We start from the raw sequence: 18,678 nt of genomic DNA on the forward strand, positions 1-18,678 counted from the left end.
TCGCGGTGTAAAAAGCCGATCCGCAAACACGGACCTGCCTCATTATCTACGCTGCCTGGCTGGATGAGCCGCCGCCTGTCGTTCAGCGGTTCTTTTTCGTTTCAGGGTCTGACAGAAACGGCCCGTGCGGTCGATACAGCGAAGCAACGGACGACGCTTTCGAGATAGCATATAGCCATCACCCTTTTCTTCATCCATTAGCACGTTTGCCGCACGCGGAGCCGCGTGAGGCGCGCCGATCATTGCCCCCAGTACAGAGCCATGAGCACCTATCCCCTTTCAACCAGTCCTCGATGGCTACTTGGCATCGGCAGCCTGCTGTTGGCCCTGCTGTTCGGCGGCCTGGCATTCAATGGATTTAAAGCTCGGGATACCGTCTGGTCATTGCAGACAGCGCAACAGGGCGAGGTGCAGGCGTTGGCATTGCACAGCGCAAGGCAGGGGCTGGAAAAACAGGCCCGATTGCTTGCCCGTACGCTCAGCGCCAGCCCCGACACCTTGCGACTGGTGCGCCAAGCGGACCGGACCATCAGAGCAGGGGCCCAGTGGCATGGCCCGCGCATGACGCGCATACGCCAGCAGCTGACCCAGTCGCTGACGCCCACCTGGACGGCAATGCAGGCTCACGGTGCTCGTCAGTTGCAGCTCTACTGGGGCGACGCCGGGGTCGTCCTGTTGCGCATGCAGGATCTGGACGCCTTCGGTGACGCGGTGGCCGACCGCAGGCCGTTGCTCTACAAGGCCCTATCCCAGGGGCAGACCGTGTCTGGCCTGGATATCGGCCATCACAGCGCAGGCAACCGGGCAATCGTACCGATACGCGCCAGCAGCAGCTTGGAAAGCGAAGTGATCGGCGCTCTGGAGGTGGGGTTCGACATTCTTCCGGATCTGACCGAACTCGGCGATCAGCTGAATGCCGGTCTGGGTCTGCTGGTCAACCGAGCCGAACTGGAAGAGGTGCTCTGGGCGCGCCCGGTCGGCATTCAGCTCAAGGGACTCGGCAACTGGTTGCTCGACACACAGTCGGCACCGCAGATCCTGCAATGGGCCGAGCAGCAGTCGCTACCCGCACCCGAAGCAGGACAGGCGCTGCGCATGCTCGAGTCCGACGGCCGCAGTTTTTTGCTCAACCAGATTCCGTTGCATGACGTCAGGGCTGAATACAGCCCCGGTCGCCTACCCATGGCCGTTGCGCTGGTCTGGCGCGACATCACCCCGACGCTTCGTGAGCAGCAACAGGCTGAACGCCACGTGCTGTTGAAGTGGGGCCTGGCATGGCTCATCGCCGAGGCATTGCTGCTCATGCTGGTTTTCATGCTGCACCGGCGCGGCATCGTGCAGCGACTTCACCAGAGCCGTTCGACGCAGCAGGAGCGCGCCCGCCGGCGTCTGCTCGAACGCGGCCAGAAAATCACCAGCCTGCTGCCGGGCATGGTTTATCAGCTGAAGCGCTCCGAGGATGGTAGGTACAACTTTCTCTACGCCAGCGAAGGTTGCCGCGAACTTTACGGGGTCAGCCCGGAACGGCTGGTCGATAACTCAGCCATTGCCTTTGCCGCCGTGTATGACCCAGACCTCCCCAGTCTCAGAGCGGCGATTGATCGCTCGGCCGCTACCTTGGGTTCTGGCACCACACGCTATCGCATCAAGCATCCGAACAACGGGCTGATCTGGGTCGAAGTACGCGCATACGCCGAACGCCTGCGGGACGGATCGGTCCTCTGGCATGGTTTCATCGCCGACATCACCCCGCTGATGAGCGCGACCCTGGCCCTGCGTGACAGCGAAAGCCGCTTTCGCAGCATGGTCAGTAATCTGCCGGGCGTGGTTTACCGCCGCGGCGTCGATACCGAACGCACATTCAGCTATCTGAGCGACGGCATCGAGCGCCTGACCGGTTATCCCGCCAGCGATTTCATGGCGCCGGCTATGCGCCAGTACAGCAGCCTGATCCATCCGGATGACCGCGCAGGTCTGGAGGACGACGCCGCGGACACGCTCGAGCGAACCTACCGTCTGATCAACGCCCGCGGCGAAACACTCTGGGTTCAAGAGAACCGCCGCGCACTGCGAGACAGCGATGGACAGCTGCAGTGGTACGACGGTTTCATCGGCGACGTCACCGCCCGCGCATTGGCCCAGCGCGAAGCCCATGAGCGCGAGAGTTACGTGCGCCTGCTGATCGCCAACGTCATCGACGCGATCATCATCATCAACCAGCGCGGCTTGATCGAGACCTTCAACCACGCCGCTGAACGCACCTTCGGCTACAGCGAAGAGGAAGTGCTTGGGCGCAACCTGTCGATTCTCATGCCCGAGCCTCATCGCGCCGCCCATGACGGTTATCTGGAGGACTACGAAAAACGCGGGGAAGGCCGCAGCCTTGAGCAGAACCGCGAATTGCAGGCGGTTCGTCGCAATGGCGAAGTGTTCATCATTGAACTGCGCGTTTCGGAGATCAGCCACCGCGGTGAGCGCAAGTTCATCGGCCTGGTGCGCGACATCACCGAGCGCAAGCGTGTCGATCGAATGAAGAGCGAGTTCGTCTCCATCGTCAGTCACGAACTGCGCACGCCGTTGACGTCGATTTCCGGCGCACTGGGCCTGATCCTCGGTGGCGCCCTTGGCGAGGTTCCGCCGGCCATGGGGCAAATGCTCGGTATCGCGCAACAGAACAGCCAGCGCCTCGGATTACTCATCGACGACCTGCTGGATATGGAAAAGCTGGTCGCCGGGCAGATGAATATCCAGCTGCAGTCGCAGTCTCTGGCACCTCTGCTGGAGGACGCATTGCAGTCGAACCAAGCCTACGCCGAACAGCTCGGGGTGCGTATCGAGCTGGGCGAGCAAGCCGCGGCAACCGTGAACGTCGACGCACACCGTCTGCAGCAGGTTCTGGCGAACCTGCTGTCCAACGCGGCGAAATTCTCCCCGGCGGGTGCAGTCGTAAGCTTGAGCAGCCAGCGCCGCGGCGATCAGATCCGCGTAAGCGTCGACGATGCCGGCCCCGGCGTTCCACTGGGTTTCCGGCAGCGCATTTTTCAGAAGTTTTCCCAGGCTGACTCGTCCGATACGCGTCAAAAAGGCGGTACTGGCCTTGGCCTGGCCATCAGCAAGGAGCTGATCGAGCACATGAACGGATGCATCGGTTTCGATTCGGAGCTGGGCCAGGGCGCTTGCTTCTGGTTCGAACTGCCCGTGCAGGAACCGGGCTAGCCGACTATTTTTCCAGTGTGCCGCGTCAGCCGACGAGCAAGCTGGCAAACTGTTTCTTTCGAGCGCGCTGGGCACGCTTTGTTGGAGGTCTCGCATGGGCGAGCTAAAACGGATTCTGCATGTCGAGGACGATCCGTCTATTCAGGCTGTTGTCAAAGTCTCCCTGGAGGCGATCGGCGGCTATAAGGTGCAGTCGTGCTCGTCCGGCCAGCAGGCGCTCGAAGAAGTGGAAGCCTTCGCTCCGCAGTTCGTCCTGCTGGATGTGATGATGCCTGGGATGGGCGGCCCCGAGACCCTTACCCGGCTCAGCGAGCGAATCGATCTGGCACAAGTCCCGGTGGTGTTCATGACCGCCAAGGTCCAGCCAAGCGAGATTGAGCACTTGCGCAAGCTCGGCGCTCGCGATGTGATCGTCAAACCCTTCGATCCGATGCGCCTGGCCAGCCAGATCCAGGCCATCTGGGAGGCCCGCGGCGCGTAGCCGCTTGCCCTGAATCCGAGAGAGCCCAGCCAGATGGAGTCATCGAAATCGATACCCGCCCCCGCCCCGCCCCGCGAGCTGTCCAGACTCGCCGCGTTGCTGCGCTACGAGATTCTCGACACGCCTGATGAATCGGCCTTCGACGATTTCACCCAACTGGCAGCCTATATCTGTGACACCCCCATCGCGCTGATCTCTCTGGTCGATGACCATCGGCAGTGGTTCAAGAGCCGCCTCGGCCTCGACGTCAACGAGACCCCACGCGAACTGTCGTTCTGCACCTATACCATCGAAGGCCAGGGCCTGTTCGAAGTCGAGGATGCGCAGCGCGACGCACGTTTTCGCGATAACCCCCTGGTCACCGGCGACCCGAACATCCGCTTCTATGCCGGTGCGCCGCTGACATCGCCGGACGGCTACAACCTCGGCACCCTCTGCGTCATCGACCGCCAGCCGCGACAGCTCAACGAAGCGCAGCGCGGCGCGCTGACAAGGCTCAGTCGACAGATCATGCGGCTGTTCGAAGAACGCCTGCAGGCCCACCGCTACGCCGAGCAAGCGGCGCTGCAGCAGGCGCTACTCAACAGCGCCGCGAGCGCGATGCTGGTGACCACGGCCGACGGGCACATATCAGGCGTCAACCCCACCGCCGAGCGCCTGTTCGGCTATTCCGAGCAGATGCTGATCGGGCAACCGCTGACCTCGGCGCTATTCCCGCAGGAAGCGCTGCAGCGCCGCGCAACCATTCTCGGCATTGAGCTGGGCGAACCCATCGAGCCGGGATTTGCCGTACTCACCGCACCGCTGTTCGAAGGTCGCCGCGAAACGCGCGAGTGGCGCCTGTTGCATCGCAACGGCAGCGGCGTGCCGGTGCTGCTGAATATTTCGGCGATCCACGATGAGCGCGAGCTGTTGCGCGGCTACATCGTCAGCGCCTACGACCTGGCGCACCAGGAACACCTGCAGCTGCGCCTGCAGCAGATAGCGGCACAGGTTCCGGGCCTGCTGTTCCAGTTTTGCTGGCGCCCCAACGGCGACAGTTCGTTCCCCTACCTCAGTGAAGGTGTCGAGGACATCTACGGTCTGAGTGCTGCCGAGATAGAGCCCAGTATCGGACCGATCTACGCACGCGTTCACCCCGACGACCGTGAGCATGTGCTGGCGAGTATCCGCCACGCGGCTTCAACCCTGACGCCATGGTACTTCGAGCACCGAATCGACCATCCGCGCAAAGGCCTGATCTGGGTCGAAGCTCGCGCAACACCCATGCGTCAGGCGGATGGTTCGGTACTTTGGCACGGGCTGGTGACCGACATCACCGAGCGCAAGGCCGAACAGCTGGAGCTGGACAAGCAGCAGGAAATGAATCGGCGCCTGCTCGAAGCGCTGTCTGAAGCGGTTGTGGCCTGCGATGCCGATTGCAACCTCACCCTGTTCAACCACACCGCCCGCCGCTGGCACGGGCTTGATGCCCAGCAGATCGCACCGGAGCAGTGGCCGGGTGTCTATCATCTCTATCATGCGGACGGCGTCACGCCGATGTGCCCTGAGGAGGTCCCGCTGTTGCGCGCCTTGCGTGGCGAGCATATCCGCAATCTGGAGATGACCATCGTGCTGCATGGCACACCCCGATACGTGCTGGCCAACGCCGATCCGATGTACGCCTCGAACGGTCAGCAGAACGGTGCGGTGGTCGTGCTGCACGACATCACCGAGCGCAAGCAGATCGAAATTCTGCAACGGGACTTCGTCTCGACCGTCAGCCATGAACTGCGCACCCCACTGACGTCCATCACCGCCTCGTTGGGGCTGATTTGCGGTCGGGTCATGGGCGAGGTGCCCGAACATCTGCAGGAGCTGTTGGACATCGCCCACCAGAACAGCAAACGCCTGAGCACATTGATCGATGACCTGCTGGACATCGACAAGCTGTACGCCGGCAAGATGCGTTTCGAGTTGCGGGCGCAGCCCTTGCAACCCTTGCTTGAGCAGGCGCTGCGCAGCAATCAGGGTTATGCCGAAAGCCATGCCGTGAGCATCGAGCTGAGAGACTGCCCTGCCGTGTCGATCACCGTCGATGCGATGCGCCTGGAACAGGTGCTGAGCAACCTGCTGTCGAACGCGGCGAAGTACTCCCCGGCCGGTGAAACCGTCGCCATGAGCGCCCGGCTGGTCGCGCCGCAACGGGTGCGGGTTAGCGTCTGCGACAAAGGACCAGGCATCACCGAAGCCTTCCGCAAACGAATTTTCGGCAAGTTTGCGCAGGCCGATTCCTCCGATACGCGAAAGCAAGGCGGCACAGGCCTGGGCCTGGCCATCAGCAAGGAGCTGATTGAACACATGGACGGCGAGATCGGCTTCGATTCGTCGCCGGGTGCCGGGGCCTGCTTCTGGTTCGAGCTGCCCTGCCATGCGCTGAATAAGGCAGCCCAGTGAGGCCCTTGCTGCGTATTCTGCACGTCGAGGACGTCCCCTCCATCCAAGTGGTGACCCGCATCGCGCTTGAGAAACTGGGCGGTTTCAAGGTGCTCAGCTGCGCCTCCGCTCAGGAAGCGCTGCGGCAGGCAACAGGATTCAAGCCGGACATGATCTTGCTCGACGTGATGCTGCCGGAGATCAGCGGCATCGAGTTGTTGCGTCAGCTCGCACCATTGATCGACCTGCAGCAAACCCCCGTGGTGCTCTTGACCGGCCAGTCGGACGACCCGGCGGACCCTGAGGAACTGCAACGCCTGGGCGTGCGCAAACTGCTGCACAAACCATTCGACCCACTGCAACTGGCGGCGAAACTGAACGAAATATGGAATGCCGAGCATGAATGAAGGCGCCAACGAAGCGCTGCAACGCCAATTGCAGGCACTCAACGAAAAGTTTGCTGAACGTTTAAGCGAGGAATTGGCGGCACTCGAACAATCCGCCGAGCAGCTGCTGTCGGTCCGCGAGCAGGAACAGCGGCGCCAACTGATGCTCGACTTGCATGAGCGCCTGCATCGCCTGGCCGGCACGGCGGGCACTTTTGGTTTCTCCACCCTGGGCGAGCAGTCGCGGTTGCTCGAGCAACGCGCAGAGCGCTGGCTTGAGGCGGCCAAGCCTAGCGGGCAGGCGCTCTCCGCGTTTGTTCGGGCGGTCAACCAAATGGCCTCGGCCGAGCGCGCCGGGGAAGCTGACCACCATGGCGAGATGCACAGCGGCATGCCCGACGCGCTGCCTGCCGGGTGCCGGATCTATCTGCTCGAAAAGGACTCAGATGCTGGCCAGAAAATGTGCCAGACCCTGAGCAACTTCGGCTATGAAGTGCTGATTTTTCCAGACGTCCCACTGCTGCAGAGCGCTATCCAGGGTCAACTGCCCGACGCCCTGATTGTCAGCCAGCATGACGGCGAACTGGAAGCCATCAGCGCGCTGCAGCAGAGCCTGGATATGCCATTACCGCTGCTGGTCATTGGCCACCGAGCCGATTTTGACAGCCAGCTGGCGGCCGTGCGGGCCGGTGCCAAAGGCTTTTTCGTTCGGCCACTGGACGTCACCCAGCTGGAGAACAGTCTGGAAAACATCCTCAACCTGGAGCTGAGCGAGCCGTACCGAGTGCTGATCGTCGACGATGACGACGACCTGTCCGCGCGTTACAGCCTGGTCCTGCGTAACTCGCAAATGCTGGTGCAGACCTTGAGCGACCCCAGTCAACTGTTCGAGGTGATGCGCGATTTCGATCCGGAAATGGTGTTGCTCGACATGAACATGCCGGATTTCACCGGGATTGAGCTGGCGCAGATGATTCGCCTGAACGACGAGTGGCTGCGAGTGCCCATCATCTACCTGTCGGCTGAAACAGACATCAATCGGCAGATGGCCGCCCTGCTCAAGGCCGGCGATGACTTCATTACCAAACCCATCAGCGACAATGCACTGACCGCCGCCGTGTTCTCGCGCGTGCAGCGGGCGCGCGCACTGAGCATGGCGCTGTCGCGTGACAGCCTCACCGGCCTGCTCAAGCACGCCGACATCAAGGAACAAGTCGCGCTGGAGGTGGAACGCGCGCAACGCAGTGGCAAACCCACCAGCGTGGTGATGCTCGATCTTGATCACTTCAAGCAGGTCAACGACCAGTACGGGCATGCTGCGGGCGACAACGTCATCCGCTCGCTGGCCAACCTGATGCGCCAGCGTCTGCGCCGCATCGACAGCATCGGCCGTTACGGTGGTGAGGAGTTCGTCGCGGTGCTACCGGACTGCCCGGCAGAACAGGCCAAGCGGATCTTCGACGAGATCCGCCTGCGCTTCGCCGCCTTGAGCTTCCACGCCGGCGCTCGCACCTTCAGCGTGTCGCTCAGCGCCGGAATCAGCGAGACCGACGGCCACTCCGGTGCTGGCGCCATGCTCGAACTGGCCGACCAGGCGCTCTATGTCGCCAAGCACAACGGTCGAAACCAGGTGCAGATCGCCTAACGAACCGAGCTGGCTGGCGGGAAAAACGAGCGAACCGTCACGCGATTGAGGACTCCAACTACACTGCATAGCAGTCGCGGCCGGTTCGCAGGCGCTGGCAGGCGGCGGCACGCATGGGCTGGCTCCAGCCTCCGAGGCCGTCCCAAATCGTTCAACCGGCGAAAGGAGTTCCGGTTTGCCCGCAAGAACCCAGATCAGCTGGCATTGGCTCGCGTTCCTGATCGCCTTCATTCTACTCATCGCATTAGGCTGGCAGGGCAAGCAAACCCAGCAACAGGTTCTGGCGACCAACCTCTCGGTCAGCCATAGCCTGGAAGTCATCACCGCGACCCAGGCGATGCTGTCTTCGCTGCAGGACATTGAAACCGGTTCTCGTGGTTTCGTGTTGACCGGCGATCCCAGTTACCTTGAGCCTTATGAGCTCGGCCTTCGGCAGATCGAAGCACACCGTCGTGGGTTGCAACGGCTGCTGGAGGATCAGGTTTTCCCGGACCAGAGTTGGTTCGAGCAGCTTGACCGCAACATCGCCGATCGCTTGTTGATCTCCGCCAACAACATCCAGGCCCGCCGCACCGTGGGTCTGCAACCGGCGGCCGAACGCCTGCACCAGGCCGGCGGCAAACTGATCATGGATCGTCTGCGGGCCCTGCTCGATGCGGTCGAACAACAGGAGCGCAAGCAGCTCGCCGCCGCCAACCAGGCCGTGGCCGACACTATCGCACACAGCCGCAGACTGGCACTGATCGGCAGCCTGCTGATTGCAGCGCTGTCCTTAGCCGCGTTTTGGGCCATTCGCCGTAACCTGCAGATTCGTCAGGCCTTGGCGATCAAGGCGCAAGCTGGCGAAGCGCGTCTGGGCGCCCTGCTGCAGGCGATTCCCGACAACCTGTATGCCATTGATGGCCAGCGTCGGATCACCGCCCTGTCCCAAGGAAGCGCGGTTCAGGCTCCGGCGCCCGAAGCCATCGAGTCGCTGCTGCTGGGGCTGCTTCCCCATGCCGATAACTCGTTACAACTGCGCCAGACCACCTGGTGCGAGATGAGCCGGCAGCGGACCTTCGAGGTTCGTCTGGTGCCTACCGGCCTCGGTGATCACCTGGCGATAGCCCGTGACGTGACCGAGCTGCAACGTAGCCGCGACACGCTCGAGGACCAGAAAATTTTCCTGCGGCGGGTCGTCGATACCGATGAGAACCTGATCTTCGTGCGCGACGAACAGGGCCGCTTTCTATTGTGCAACCGTGCCTTCACCGCACTGCTCGACGCTCGGCCCGAAGCCATCGAAGGCCGCCGGGCCGAGGAAATCGCCGGGGCAAAACTGCTGCTGCCTCTGTTGCAGGGCGAAGCCGAGCTGCTGTGTGGCAGTGGCGAACTGCGCATCACAGAGGTCGGGCTCATGGATACGCACGGCCAGGAGCGCTGGCTCCAAGTAGTCAAGCGCCCCATGACCATGTCCAACAACGTCTGCTATGTCGTGACCGTTGCGGTCGACATGTCGCTCAGACGCCGCATGGAGCAGATGAAGACCGAATTCATCTCCACCGTCAGCCATGAACTGCGCACCCCGCTGACCGCCATCCGTGGCGCATTGGGCATGCTGGTCGGTGGCATTGCTGGCGAGATCAGTGACGGCGTCCGGCCGCTGCTGGACATCGCGCACAAGAACAGCGAGCGCCTGGTCCGCCTGATCAACGACATTCTCGACATCGAAAAGCTCGAAGCAGGGCGCTTGCCCTTCCATTTTGCCCGCTGCGAGGTGCTAACCCTGGTTGAACAGGCATTGGTCGACCTCAAGCCATACGGCGATGAATACGGCGTCCGTCTTGTTCTCGTGACGCCAAACGGCACGCACCTGGGCGAAGCCAACCTCGATCCGGACCGCTTCGCGCAAGTGATGGCCAATCTGCTGTCCAATGCGATCAAGCACTCACCGGCTGGCGGTGTCGTCACTGTCGATGTACGTCGCCACGGCGACAACCTGGAGATCGGCGTTCAGGATCAGGGGCAAGGCATTCCAGAAGACTTCCGCTCACGCATATTCGAACGGTTCGCCCAGGCCGATTCCTCCGATGCTCGTAAGCGTGGCGGCACCGGGCTTGGCCTGGCGATCACCCGCTCCCTGGTGCAGCAGATGCACGGTCGGATTGGCTTCGACTCGCAGGAAGGCCAAGGCACCTGTTTTTGGCTCCGCCTGCCTGTCGCGTCGACTCCGCCAGCCAATACGCCAACGGTCGCGCCAGCGCTGCAGGCCGCAGGCAAGGATGGACCGGTCGAGCGTATCCTCATCCTTGAACCCGACGCAGCTGCCGCCGAACAACTGGCGACCGCACTGCAGCAACACGGCTACGGCACCTTGATCGCCGACACGGCTGCCCAAGCGCGAGAAATGCTGGCCGAGTTCAGTGTCCAGGCGCTAACGCTGAGCCCCGCGCTCAGCGACGGGGACAGCATCGCCTTTCTGCAGAATCTGCGCAGCCAGAATGCCTATCGCCATCTGCCGGTGCTGATCGTCAGCCTCCAGCCCCAACGTCGTGACAATGACGATGGCGCCCTGCGCGGCGGGGCTGTCGGTGTAATCGACTGGTTGCACAAGCCGGTCGACCCGTCACGGGTCATGGAAGTGGTGCAGGCATGCCTCAGAACCAACGGCGCCCACCCGCGAATTCTTCATGTTGAGGACGACGAAGATCTGCGCGTTCTGCTCGCCCGGCTGGTCGAGCCATTGGCGATTGATATTCACGGCGCCTCTACGCTTACCGAGGCCCGTCACCTGATCGACGAGCAACACTTCGATCTGGCGATCATCGACTTGATGCTGCCCGACGGTGACGGCAGCGAATTGTTCGACCAGCTGGCCCAGAGCGTTCCGCCCCCGCCCGTGATCATATTCTCCGCGCTGGATTCACCGGTGCACGACAGCCGCCTGGCCCTGCGCCAGTTGGTCAAGTCTCGCCATGACGGCGACGAGCTCGCCGAGCTGATCCAGCAGCTGTTGCAGACATGGCCGCCCAGCCAAACCCAGGTTTCCGAAGAGGTCAATGCATGAGCGACTCCACTAGCCAGCGCATCTTGATGATTGAGGACGAGGAGGATATTGCTTTCCTTATTCGCTTCATGCTCGAACGGCACGGATTTGTCGTCGATCACGCAGCAGACGGCCGCCAGGCCATGGAAAAGATCACCACATCGAGCCCACCAGACCTGACCCTGATGGACATCATGCTGCCCTACCACGACGGATTGGAGCTGATCGAGCGGCTCCGCGCAGAAGCCGGCTGGGAACAGGTGCCAGTATTGATGCTGACCGCCAAGGCACGCGAGGCGGACATCGTTCGGGCGCTGGAGCTGGGCGCCGACGATTACGTCACCAAGCCTTTCCAGCCGGAGGAACTGCTGGCGCGTATCCGTCGTCTGCTGAGGCGTCCACGATGATGCGAACGTCATTTACCTTGGCATTGCCCGTATGGCTGCTGTCCTCGATGGCACTGGCCGACGTCGCGACCGCCCAACGCCAGGTCGATGCCCAGCAACTCGGCGCCGCAGCAGCGACACTGGAAGCGCAACTGGCAAGGCAACCCGGCGACAGCGAGGCGCTGTACCTGCTGGCCCGGGTGCGCGCCTGGCAAGGACAACCCGAGCAATCGTTGCCACTGTATGAGCAGCTGTTGGAACGCGAGCCGGATAACGCCGACTACCTGCTCGGGCAGGGCCAGGCATTGCTGTGGGCAGGTCGCCCCCAGGCCGCCCTAGTCTCGCTGGAGCGCGCCGTGGAGATCGCACCGGACTATGCCGACGTCCAGCAGGCGATGCAGCAAGCACGGGCATCGCTGACCTCGCCCATCACGACCACAGCGCCGGCTGCCAGCGCCACCACGGCACAACGGCGACATGAACTGGAGCTTTCAGCCCGCCAGGACTGGCTGGACAGCGGTTTCGACAACTGGCGTAGCCAACGGCTGGATTACGCCTCGACGCAACCGGAAGGGCTCGGCTGGTACGGCGCATTGCTGCGCGAGCAGCGCTTTGGCGAATGGGACCAGGGCGTCGAGGCGGGCGCGGTGATCGCGCTGGACGACAACTGGACGCTGCAACCCGAAGTCGGCTATCAGCCTTCGCCCTATTTCCTGCCCCAATGGCATGCCGATCTACGCCTGCAACGGCGACTGTCGGCGGGCTTCCTCGGCGCTGTCAGCGTGCGCCGCACCGAATACGAAACCACCCGCGTCGAGCGGCTGGCCCTCAGCGCCGAACGCTACTGGAACGCGTGGCGTGCGGGCTACACACTGAACATCACCGACGTAGCCAATGCCGGCACGCCGGTCGGACACGACCTGGCGCTGGACTACTACTATGCAGGCCTCAGCTATGCTGGCCTGCGCCTGACCATCGGTGAAGAGGAAGCGGTCGAGGAACAGCAGCTGATCACCAGCGATGTACGTGCCCTCAGTCTGCAGGGCCGCCATTGGCTGGACACCCGCTGGGCGATGACCTGGGAAGTCGGCCAGCATCGTCAGGGCGACTACTACACGCGGCGCTGGCTGCAGCTCGGCCTGCGTCATGCTTTCTGAGTTCTGCCCGGTCTGGCTGTGCGAGGCACCGCGCAGAGCCTGGCTGGCCATCTGGCCCGAAGACGGCATGCTGCAACTGGCGCTTTATTGCGCGCTGAGCCTGGGCGCGCTGACGCTATTGGTGATGTTCCAGGTCATGCTGCTCGGTGAGGTCGCTCGCCGCCGCTCAGCGCGGCGGCAAACCTTCAACGACCAATGGCGGCCGTTCTTCGCACTGTGCAGCCTGGGTGACGCGCTGCCCGATCCGGTTCCAGCATTGCCTCGCAGCCGCCGGCTGTGGTTCCTGTTGCAGTGGAACCGCACTCAGCTGCAACTGCGCGGCGCGGCGCGTGAGCGCATGAATCACGCGCTGATCTCGCTGGGCATGGACCAACAGGCCCTGGCGCTGCTGCGCGGTCGGGTCCGCAGCAAGCTGATCGGCCTGACCTGTCTGCGTCATCTGGCCGACCCCGCCTATTGGCAAGCCGTACAGCCACTGCTGATGAACCGCAACGTGACCGTCTCACTGGCCGCCGCGCAGACATTGATTGCGATGGACACGGCCCGCGCCATGCAGCTGATCTTGCCAACCGCCGTAACCCGCCCCGACTGGGCCTTGCCGCGCCTGGCGAGCCTCTGTCAGCAGGCCGGTGAGCAGGCGGTGACCTTGCCTTTACTGGTCACCCTCTCCGGTTCCGAAGATCCGCGCCGCGAGCGACTGGTGCCTTTGCTGGTGCATGGCGACCCCCGTCACGCCGCGCCCTGGGCCCGCGCGCGGCTGGAAGAGGACGCGGCGCCTGAGCAGGTGCAGGTCGCGCTACGCTGCCTTTGCGAACTGGGCGATCCGCGTGACCGCGGCCGCCTGCTGCGAGCTCTGCAACACCGCCATGAGAATGTGCGCCTGGCTGCCCTGCAAGCCCTGCATAAACAAGCCCGCGCTGACGACAGCGAACTGTTCATGCCGTTACTGGGCGACCCCAGCTGGTGGGTCCGCCAGGCCGCTGCAGACAGCCTGGCAACATTACCGGGTGTCACCTCGGAACGGCTGCTGGCGCTGTTCCAGCAAGTGCATGATCGCTACGGGCAAGACGCCCTGCGTCGCGCCATGGCGGAGCTCAAGCGGTGACTATCGACTGGCTGTGGTGGCTGCAACTGGGCTTCATTGTTTATTTCCTGCTGCTTAACGGCATGTACCTCCTGCTCAACGTGCTATCGATGGTCAGCCTGATAGGCTATATCCGCCAGCGTGCCGAAACCGGCGAGATCGCACCCTATCTAGGCGTAGAGCCGCCGGTCTCGGTGCTGATGCCCGCGTTCAACGAAGAAGCGACGATCCGTACCTCGGTGCGCTCGATGCTGCAGTTGCAGTATCCCGAGTTCGAAGTGGTGGTGATCAACGACGGCTCGAAGGACAACACCCTCGCCGTGCTGATCGAGGAATTCGAACTGGTGCCGCATCCCGAGCCGCTACGCCAGGCCGTGGCGCATCAGCCGGTGCAGGCGATCTACCGCTCACGGCGCTACGCCAATCTGCGGGTCATCGACAAGGCCAACGGCGGCAAGGCCGACGCACTTAATGCCGGCATCAATGCCGCGCGGCACGGGCTGTTCTGCGGTGTCGACGCCGACTCTATTCTGCAGCGCGACAGCCTGTTGCGCGTTGTCCAACCCTTCCTCGAAGACGAACGCACGGTCGCCGCTGGCGGCACGGTCCGCATCGCCAACGGCTCGGAGGTGCGCGGTGGTTTTTTGATCCGTGCCGCACTGCCGAGCAACTGGCTGGCACGCTTTCAGATCGTTGAATACCTGCGAGCCTTTCTGTTCGGCCGCCTCGGCTGGTCACCGATGAACGCCGTGCTGATCATCTCCGGCGCCTTCGGCCTGTTCGACAAGGAACGGGTCATGGCCGTCGGCGGCTACCGCACCGACACGGTGGGCGAGGACATGGAACTGGTGGTGCGGCTGCATCGCTATCACCGGCAAAAGCGCATTCCCTACCGCATCCGCTACCTACCCGACCCGATCTGCTGGACCGAATGCCCGGAAGACCTTGGCACCCTCGGCCGTCAGCGCAGTCGCTGGCAACGCGGGCTGGCAGAGAGCCTGAGCCGCCACGCACGCCTCGCCTTCAGCCTGCGCGGCGGCACACCGGGCTGGCTGGCCTGGCCGTTCATGGCGTTGTTCGAATGGATCGGACCGCTGATCGAACTGGTCGGCTACGGCTTCATGATTGGCGGCTTCGTGGTCGGCGTCGTGTCCTACGCCGCGCTGGCCGCGTTCCTGCTAGTCGCGATCGGCATGGGCATCCTGCTCTCTGTCAACGGCCTGCTGCTGGAAACCATGTCGTTTCGCGTCTACGAACGCCGCCGCGACATGCTGCGGCTGTTTCTCATGGCCGTGCTGGAAAACGTCGGCTATCGCCAGCTGAATACGCTCTGGCGTTGCCGCGGGCTGTGGCAATGGTTTTCGCGGCGCAAGCATCAATGGGGAACGATGCGCCGCAGCGGAACCTGGGGGCAGTAGGGTGGGTCGCGCTCTACCGATCCACCGCGTGCCGCGTGCCGCCATCGGTGGATGTAAAAGGCGACATCCACCCTACGCATGGCCAGCTCTTCATCGACGCTTTGAGAACGCACGGCTCGTAGGGTGGATCACGCTCTACCGATCCACCGCAGTGCCGCGTGCCGCCATCGGTGGATGTAAAAGGCGACATCCACCCTACAATGGCCAGGTCTTCATTGAGGCTTTGAGGACGCACGCTCGTAGGGTGGATCGCGCTTTACCGATCCACCGCGGTCGCAAAACAAGGCGGACGTAAAAAGCGACACCCGGCCTCGGCATGCTGATGGTTTACAGCTTTATCCAAGTGGCCTTCAGCTCGGTGTACTTGTCGAAGGCATGCAACGACTTGTCGCGGCCGTTGCCGGACTGCTTAAAGCCGCCGAATGGCGCCGTCATGTCGCCGCCGTCGTACTGGTTGATCCACACGCTACCCGCCCGCAACGCCTTCGCCGTCAGGTGCGCCTTGGACAGATCAGCCGTCCACACTGCCGCGGCAAGGCCGTACGGCGTGTCGTTGGCAATGCTCACCGCCTCGGCGGCGGTGTCGAAGGTGATCACCGACAGCACCGGTCCGAAGATTTCTTCGCGGGCGATTTTCATGGCATTGCTGACGCCGTCGAAGATGGTCGGCTCAACGTAAAGGCCGCCTGTGTCCTGCATCGTCCGCTGGCCGCCGATCAGCACCTTCGCACCGTCGTTGCGACCGGCTTCGATGTAGCCGAGCACGGTGTCGAGCTGCTGGGTATCGACCAGCGCGCCGACGTTGGTGGCCGGATCCAGCGGGTTACCGGGCTTCCAGCCCTTGAGCGCCTCGACCACCATCGGCAGGAAGCGCTCCTTGACCGAGCTTTCGACCAACAGCCGCGAGCCAGCGGTGCAAACCTCGCCCTGGTTGAAGGCGATGGCGCCAGCCGCAGACTTCGCTGCGGCCTCCAGGTCCGGGGCATCGGCAAAGACGATGTTCGGGCTCTTGCCGCCGGCCTCCAGCCAGACGCGCTTCATGTTCGACTCGCCGGCGTAGATCATCAGTTGCTTGGCGACCCGGGTTGAGCCGGTGAACACCAGCGTATCGACGTCCATGTGCAGCGCCAGCGCCTTGCCCACGCTGTGGCCGTAGCCCGGCAGCACGTTGAGCACGCCCGGCGGAATGCCCGCTTCGATCGCCAGCTGCGCGACTCGAATGGCGGTGAGCGGAGACTTTTCGGATGGTTTGAGGATTACCGAATTGCCCGTTGCCAGCGCCGGCCCGAGCTTCCAGCAAGCCATCATCAGCGGGAAATTCCACGGCACGATGGCCGCCACGACACCCACCGGTTCGCGCGTGACCAGGCCCAGTTGATCATGGGGCGTGGCCGCCACTTCGTCGTAAATTTTGTCGATCGCCTCGCCAGACCAGCGCAGTGCATTGGCCGAGCCCGGCATGTCGACGTTCAGCGAATCGCCAATCGGCTTGCCCATGTCCAGGGTTTCCAGCAGCGCGAGTTCTTCGGCGTTAGCCTGAATCAGATTGGCGAAGCGAATCATCGTCGCCTTGCGCTTGGCCGGGGCCATGCGCGACCAGACGCCGGACTCGAAAGCCATGCGCGCGCTAATCACGGCGCGGTCGGCGTCGGCCTCGTCACAGCTCGCCACCTGCGCCAGCACCCGCCCATCGACCGGGCTGATGCAGTCGAAGCTGGCTCCGGCGCTGGGCGCAGTGTATTCGCCCTGGATGAAGGCCCGGCCTTCGATGCGCAGGTCGCGGGCACGCTGTTGCCAATCGGCAAGAGTCAGGGTGGTCATGTGGCGTCCTCGGTAGTCTGTCAAATAATCAGAAAGGCACCCTAAACCAGCGGCACCAGGCCTATCAATATTTTTTACGCTGCAGCCGGTTCCCGCCTTGTTTTGTTCGTTTTATTAAACATAGACTCGCCAAAACCGCTGGGCGCTCGGGTGATATCGCGCTACAGCATAGCCGTCGAACCCGTCACCTTGCCGGAGCTAGCCATGGCCCACGATCGCGCCACCTCTGCCGAACATTTCTGGATGCCCTTCACTGCCAACCGTCAGTTCAAGGGCAGCCCGCGTCTGCTGGAGCGCGCCGAGGGCATGTACTACACAGACACCGATGGCCGTCAGGTGATCGATGGCACCGCCGGGCTGTGGTGCTGCAACGCCGGCCATGGCCGCCGCGAGATCACCGAGGCGGTGAGCCGGCAGATCGCCCAGCTGGATTTCGCACCGACCTTCCAGATGGGCCACCCGCTGCCCTTCGAGCTGGCTGAGCGGCTGGCGCAGATCAGCCCGGCCGGGCTGAACCGGGTGTTCTTCACCAACTCGGGTTCGGAGTCGGCGGACACCGCATTGAAGATCGCACTGGCCTACCAGCGCGCGATCGGCCAGGGCAGTCGCACCCGCCTGATCGGCCGCGAGCTGGCCTATCACGGCGTCGGCTTTGGCGGTATTTCGGTCGGCGGCATGGCCAACAACCGCAAGGCCTTTGGCGCGCTGTTACCAGGCGTCGACCACCTGCCGCATACGCTCGACCTGCAGCGCAACGCGTTCAGCCGCGGCCTGCCTGAGCACGGCGTGGAAAAAGCCGACGAGTTGGAACGACTGGTCACCTTGCATGGGGCGGAAAATATTGCCGCCGTGATCGTCGAGCCAATGTCCGGCTCCGCTGGGGTGATCCTGCCGCCGCAGGGTTATCTGCAGCGCTTGCGTGAGATCACCCGCAAGCACGGCATCCTGCTGATCTTCGACGAAGTGATCACCGGCTTCGGTCGGGTCGGCGAGGCCTTCGCCGCCCAGCGCTGGGGCGTCACGCCGGACATTCTCACCTGCGCCAAAGGCCTGACTAACGGCGCGATCCCCATGGGCGCGGTGCTGGTCGACGAGCAGATTCACGAGGCCTTCATGCAAGGCCCGGAAGCCACCATCGAGTTCTTCCACGGCTACACCTACTCCGGCCACCCGGTGGCCTGCGCAGCCGCTCTGGCGACCCAGGACATCTATCAGCGGGAGAACCTCTTCCAGAAAGCCATCGAGATCGAAGGTTACTGGCAGGACGCCCTGTTCAGCCTCCAGGGACTGCCAAACGTGACCGATATCCGTACGGTTGGGCTGGTGGCCGGCATCCAGTTCGCGGCCCATGCGGACGGCGTCGGCAAACGTGGCTACGAAGTGTTTCGTCAGTGCTTCGAGGATGGTTTGCTGGCGCGCGCCAGCGGCGACACCATTGCCTTGTCACCCGCGCTGATCGTCGAGCGCGAGCATATCGACGCGATGATCGAGCGCCTCGCCGACGCCATCCGCAAGGCAGCCTGACAGAGCGATGACCGTAGAGGCGGCCGTGTCGGTGAGCGGCCCAAAGCCGGACGAGCAATTTGCCGCCACGAACGGCTCACCGAGTCCGCATCGGGCAGCACGGGTGCCCTACTGGAACAC

At 63.2% G+C, this 18,678-nt stretch carries 12 protein-coding genes; 11 read left to right on the forward strand and 1 reads right to left on the reverse strand.

All coding sequences use genetic code 11. The annotated features are described in order from the left end of the window. Positions 1-261 precede the first annotated feature (261 nt). The 10 genes from BUE09_RS04020 (at position 262) to BUE09_RS04065 (ending at position 15,213) form a co-directional block, all read left to right on the forward strand. The gene (locus BUE09_RS04020; protein ID WP_073299389.1) at positions 262-3,216 is read left to right on the forward strand and encodes a PAS domain S-box protein; all 2,955 of its coding nucleotides are present in this window, start codon (positions 262-264) and stop codon (positions 3,214-3,216) included. A gap of 94 nt (positions 3,217-3,310) precedes the next feature. Further along, positions 3,311-3,697, forward strand: coding sequence for a response regulator (locus BUE09_RS04025; RefSeq protein WP_073299390.1), 387 nt, complete (start codon positions 3,311-3,313; stop codon positions 3,695-3,697). A gap of 33 nt (positions 3,698-3,730) precedes the next feature. Then, positions 3,731-6,133, forward strand: a complete 2,403-nt coding sequence (locus tag BUE09_RS04030) for a PAS domain S-box protein (RefSeq protein ID WP_073299391.1) — start codon at positions 3,731-3,733, stop codon at positions 6,131-6,133. Continuing rightward, complete coding sequence (locus tag BUE09_RS04035; protein WP_073299392.1) at positions 6,130-6,519, forward strand: response regulator; 390 nt, start codon at positions 6,130-6,132, stop codon at positions 6,517-6,519. Before BUE09_RS04030 ends, BUE09_RS04035 begins: the two co-directional genes overlap by 4 nt. Further along, positions 6,512-8,143 (forward strand): diguanylate cyclase, encoded by a 1,632-nt coding sequence (locus BUE09_RS04040; RefSeq protein ID WP_073299393.1) that lies wholly within the window; start codon positions 6,512-6,514, stop codon positions 8,141-8,143. Before BUE09_RS04035 ends, BUE09_RS04040 begins: the two co-directional genes overlap by 8 nt. A 175-nt stretch (positions 8,144-8,318) precedes the next feature. Continuing rightward, entirely contained in the window at positions 8,319-11,189 is a 2,871-nt protein-coding gene (locus BUE09_RS04045) for an ATP-binding protein (RefSeq protein WP_073299394.1), read from the forward strand. Continuing rightward, positions 11,186-11,575, forward strand: coding sequence for a response regulator transcription factor (locus BUE09_RS04050; RefSeq protein WP_073299395.1), 390 nt, complete (start codon positions 11,186-11,188; stop codon positions 11,573-11,575). The genes BUE09_RS04045 and BUE09_RS04050 overlap by 4 nt, the downstream gene beginning before the upstream one ends. After that, a complete protein-coding gene (locus BUE09_RS04055; RefSeq protein WP_143164622.1) occupies positions 11,575-12,711 on the forward strand; it encodes a YaiO family outer membrane beta-barrel protein in 1,137 nt (378 codons plus the stop codon). The genes BUE09_RS04050 and BUE09_RS04055 overlap by 1 nt, the downstream gene beginning before the upstream one ends. Continuing rightward, the gene (locus tag BUE09_RS04060) at positions 12,701-13,816 is read left to right on the forward strand and encodes a HEAT repeat domain-containing protein (RefSeq protein ID WP_073299397.1); all 1,116 of its coding nucleotides are present in this window, start codon (positions 12,701-12,703) and stop codon (positions 13,814-13,816) included. The genes BUE09_RS04055 and BUE09_RS04060 overlap by 11 nt, the downstream gene beginning before the upstream one ends. Beyond that, a complete protein-coding gene (locus BUE09_RS04065; RefSeq protein ID WP_073299398.1) occupies positions 13,813-15,213 on the forward strand; it encodes a glycosyltransferase family 2 protein in 1,401 nt (466 codons plus the stop codon). Before BUE09_RS04060 ends, BUE09_RS04065 begins: the two co-directional genes overlap by 4 nt. Positions 15,214-15,540: 327 nt before the next feature. Here the strand turns inward: BUE09_RS04065 and BUE09_RS04070 are convergent, their stop codons facing one another. Continuing rightward, on the reverse strand, positions 15,541-17,034 hold the full coding sequence (locus BUE09_RS04070; RefSeq protein ID WP_073299399.1) for an aldehyde dehydrogenase: 1,494 nt from the start codon (positions 17,032-17,034) through the stop codon (positions 15,541-15,543). 204 nt (positions 17,035-17,238) lie between these two features. Between BUE09_RS04070 and aptA the strand changes: the two genes are divergently transcribed. After that, the gene (gene aptA / locus BUE09_RS04075; protein ID WP_073299400.1) at positions 17,239-18,558 is read left to right on the forward strand and encodes an omega-aminotransferase AptA; all 1,320 of its coding nucleotides are present in this window, start codon (positions 17,239-17,241) and stop codon (positions 18,556-18,558) included. Positions 18,559-18,678: the final 120 nt, after the last annotated feature.

The organism is Stutzerimonas xanthomarina DSM 18231 (genome assembly GCF_900129835.1).
GTDB lineage: Bacteria > Pseudomonadota > Gammaproteobacteria > Pseudomonadales > Pseudomonadaceae > Stutzerimonas > Stutzerimonas xanthomarina.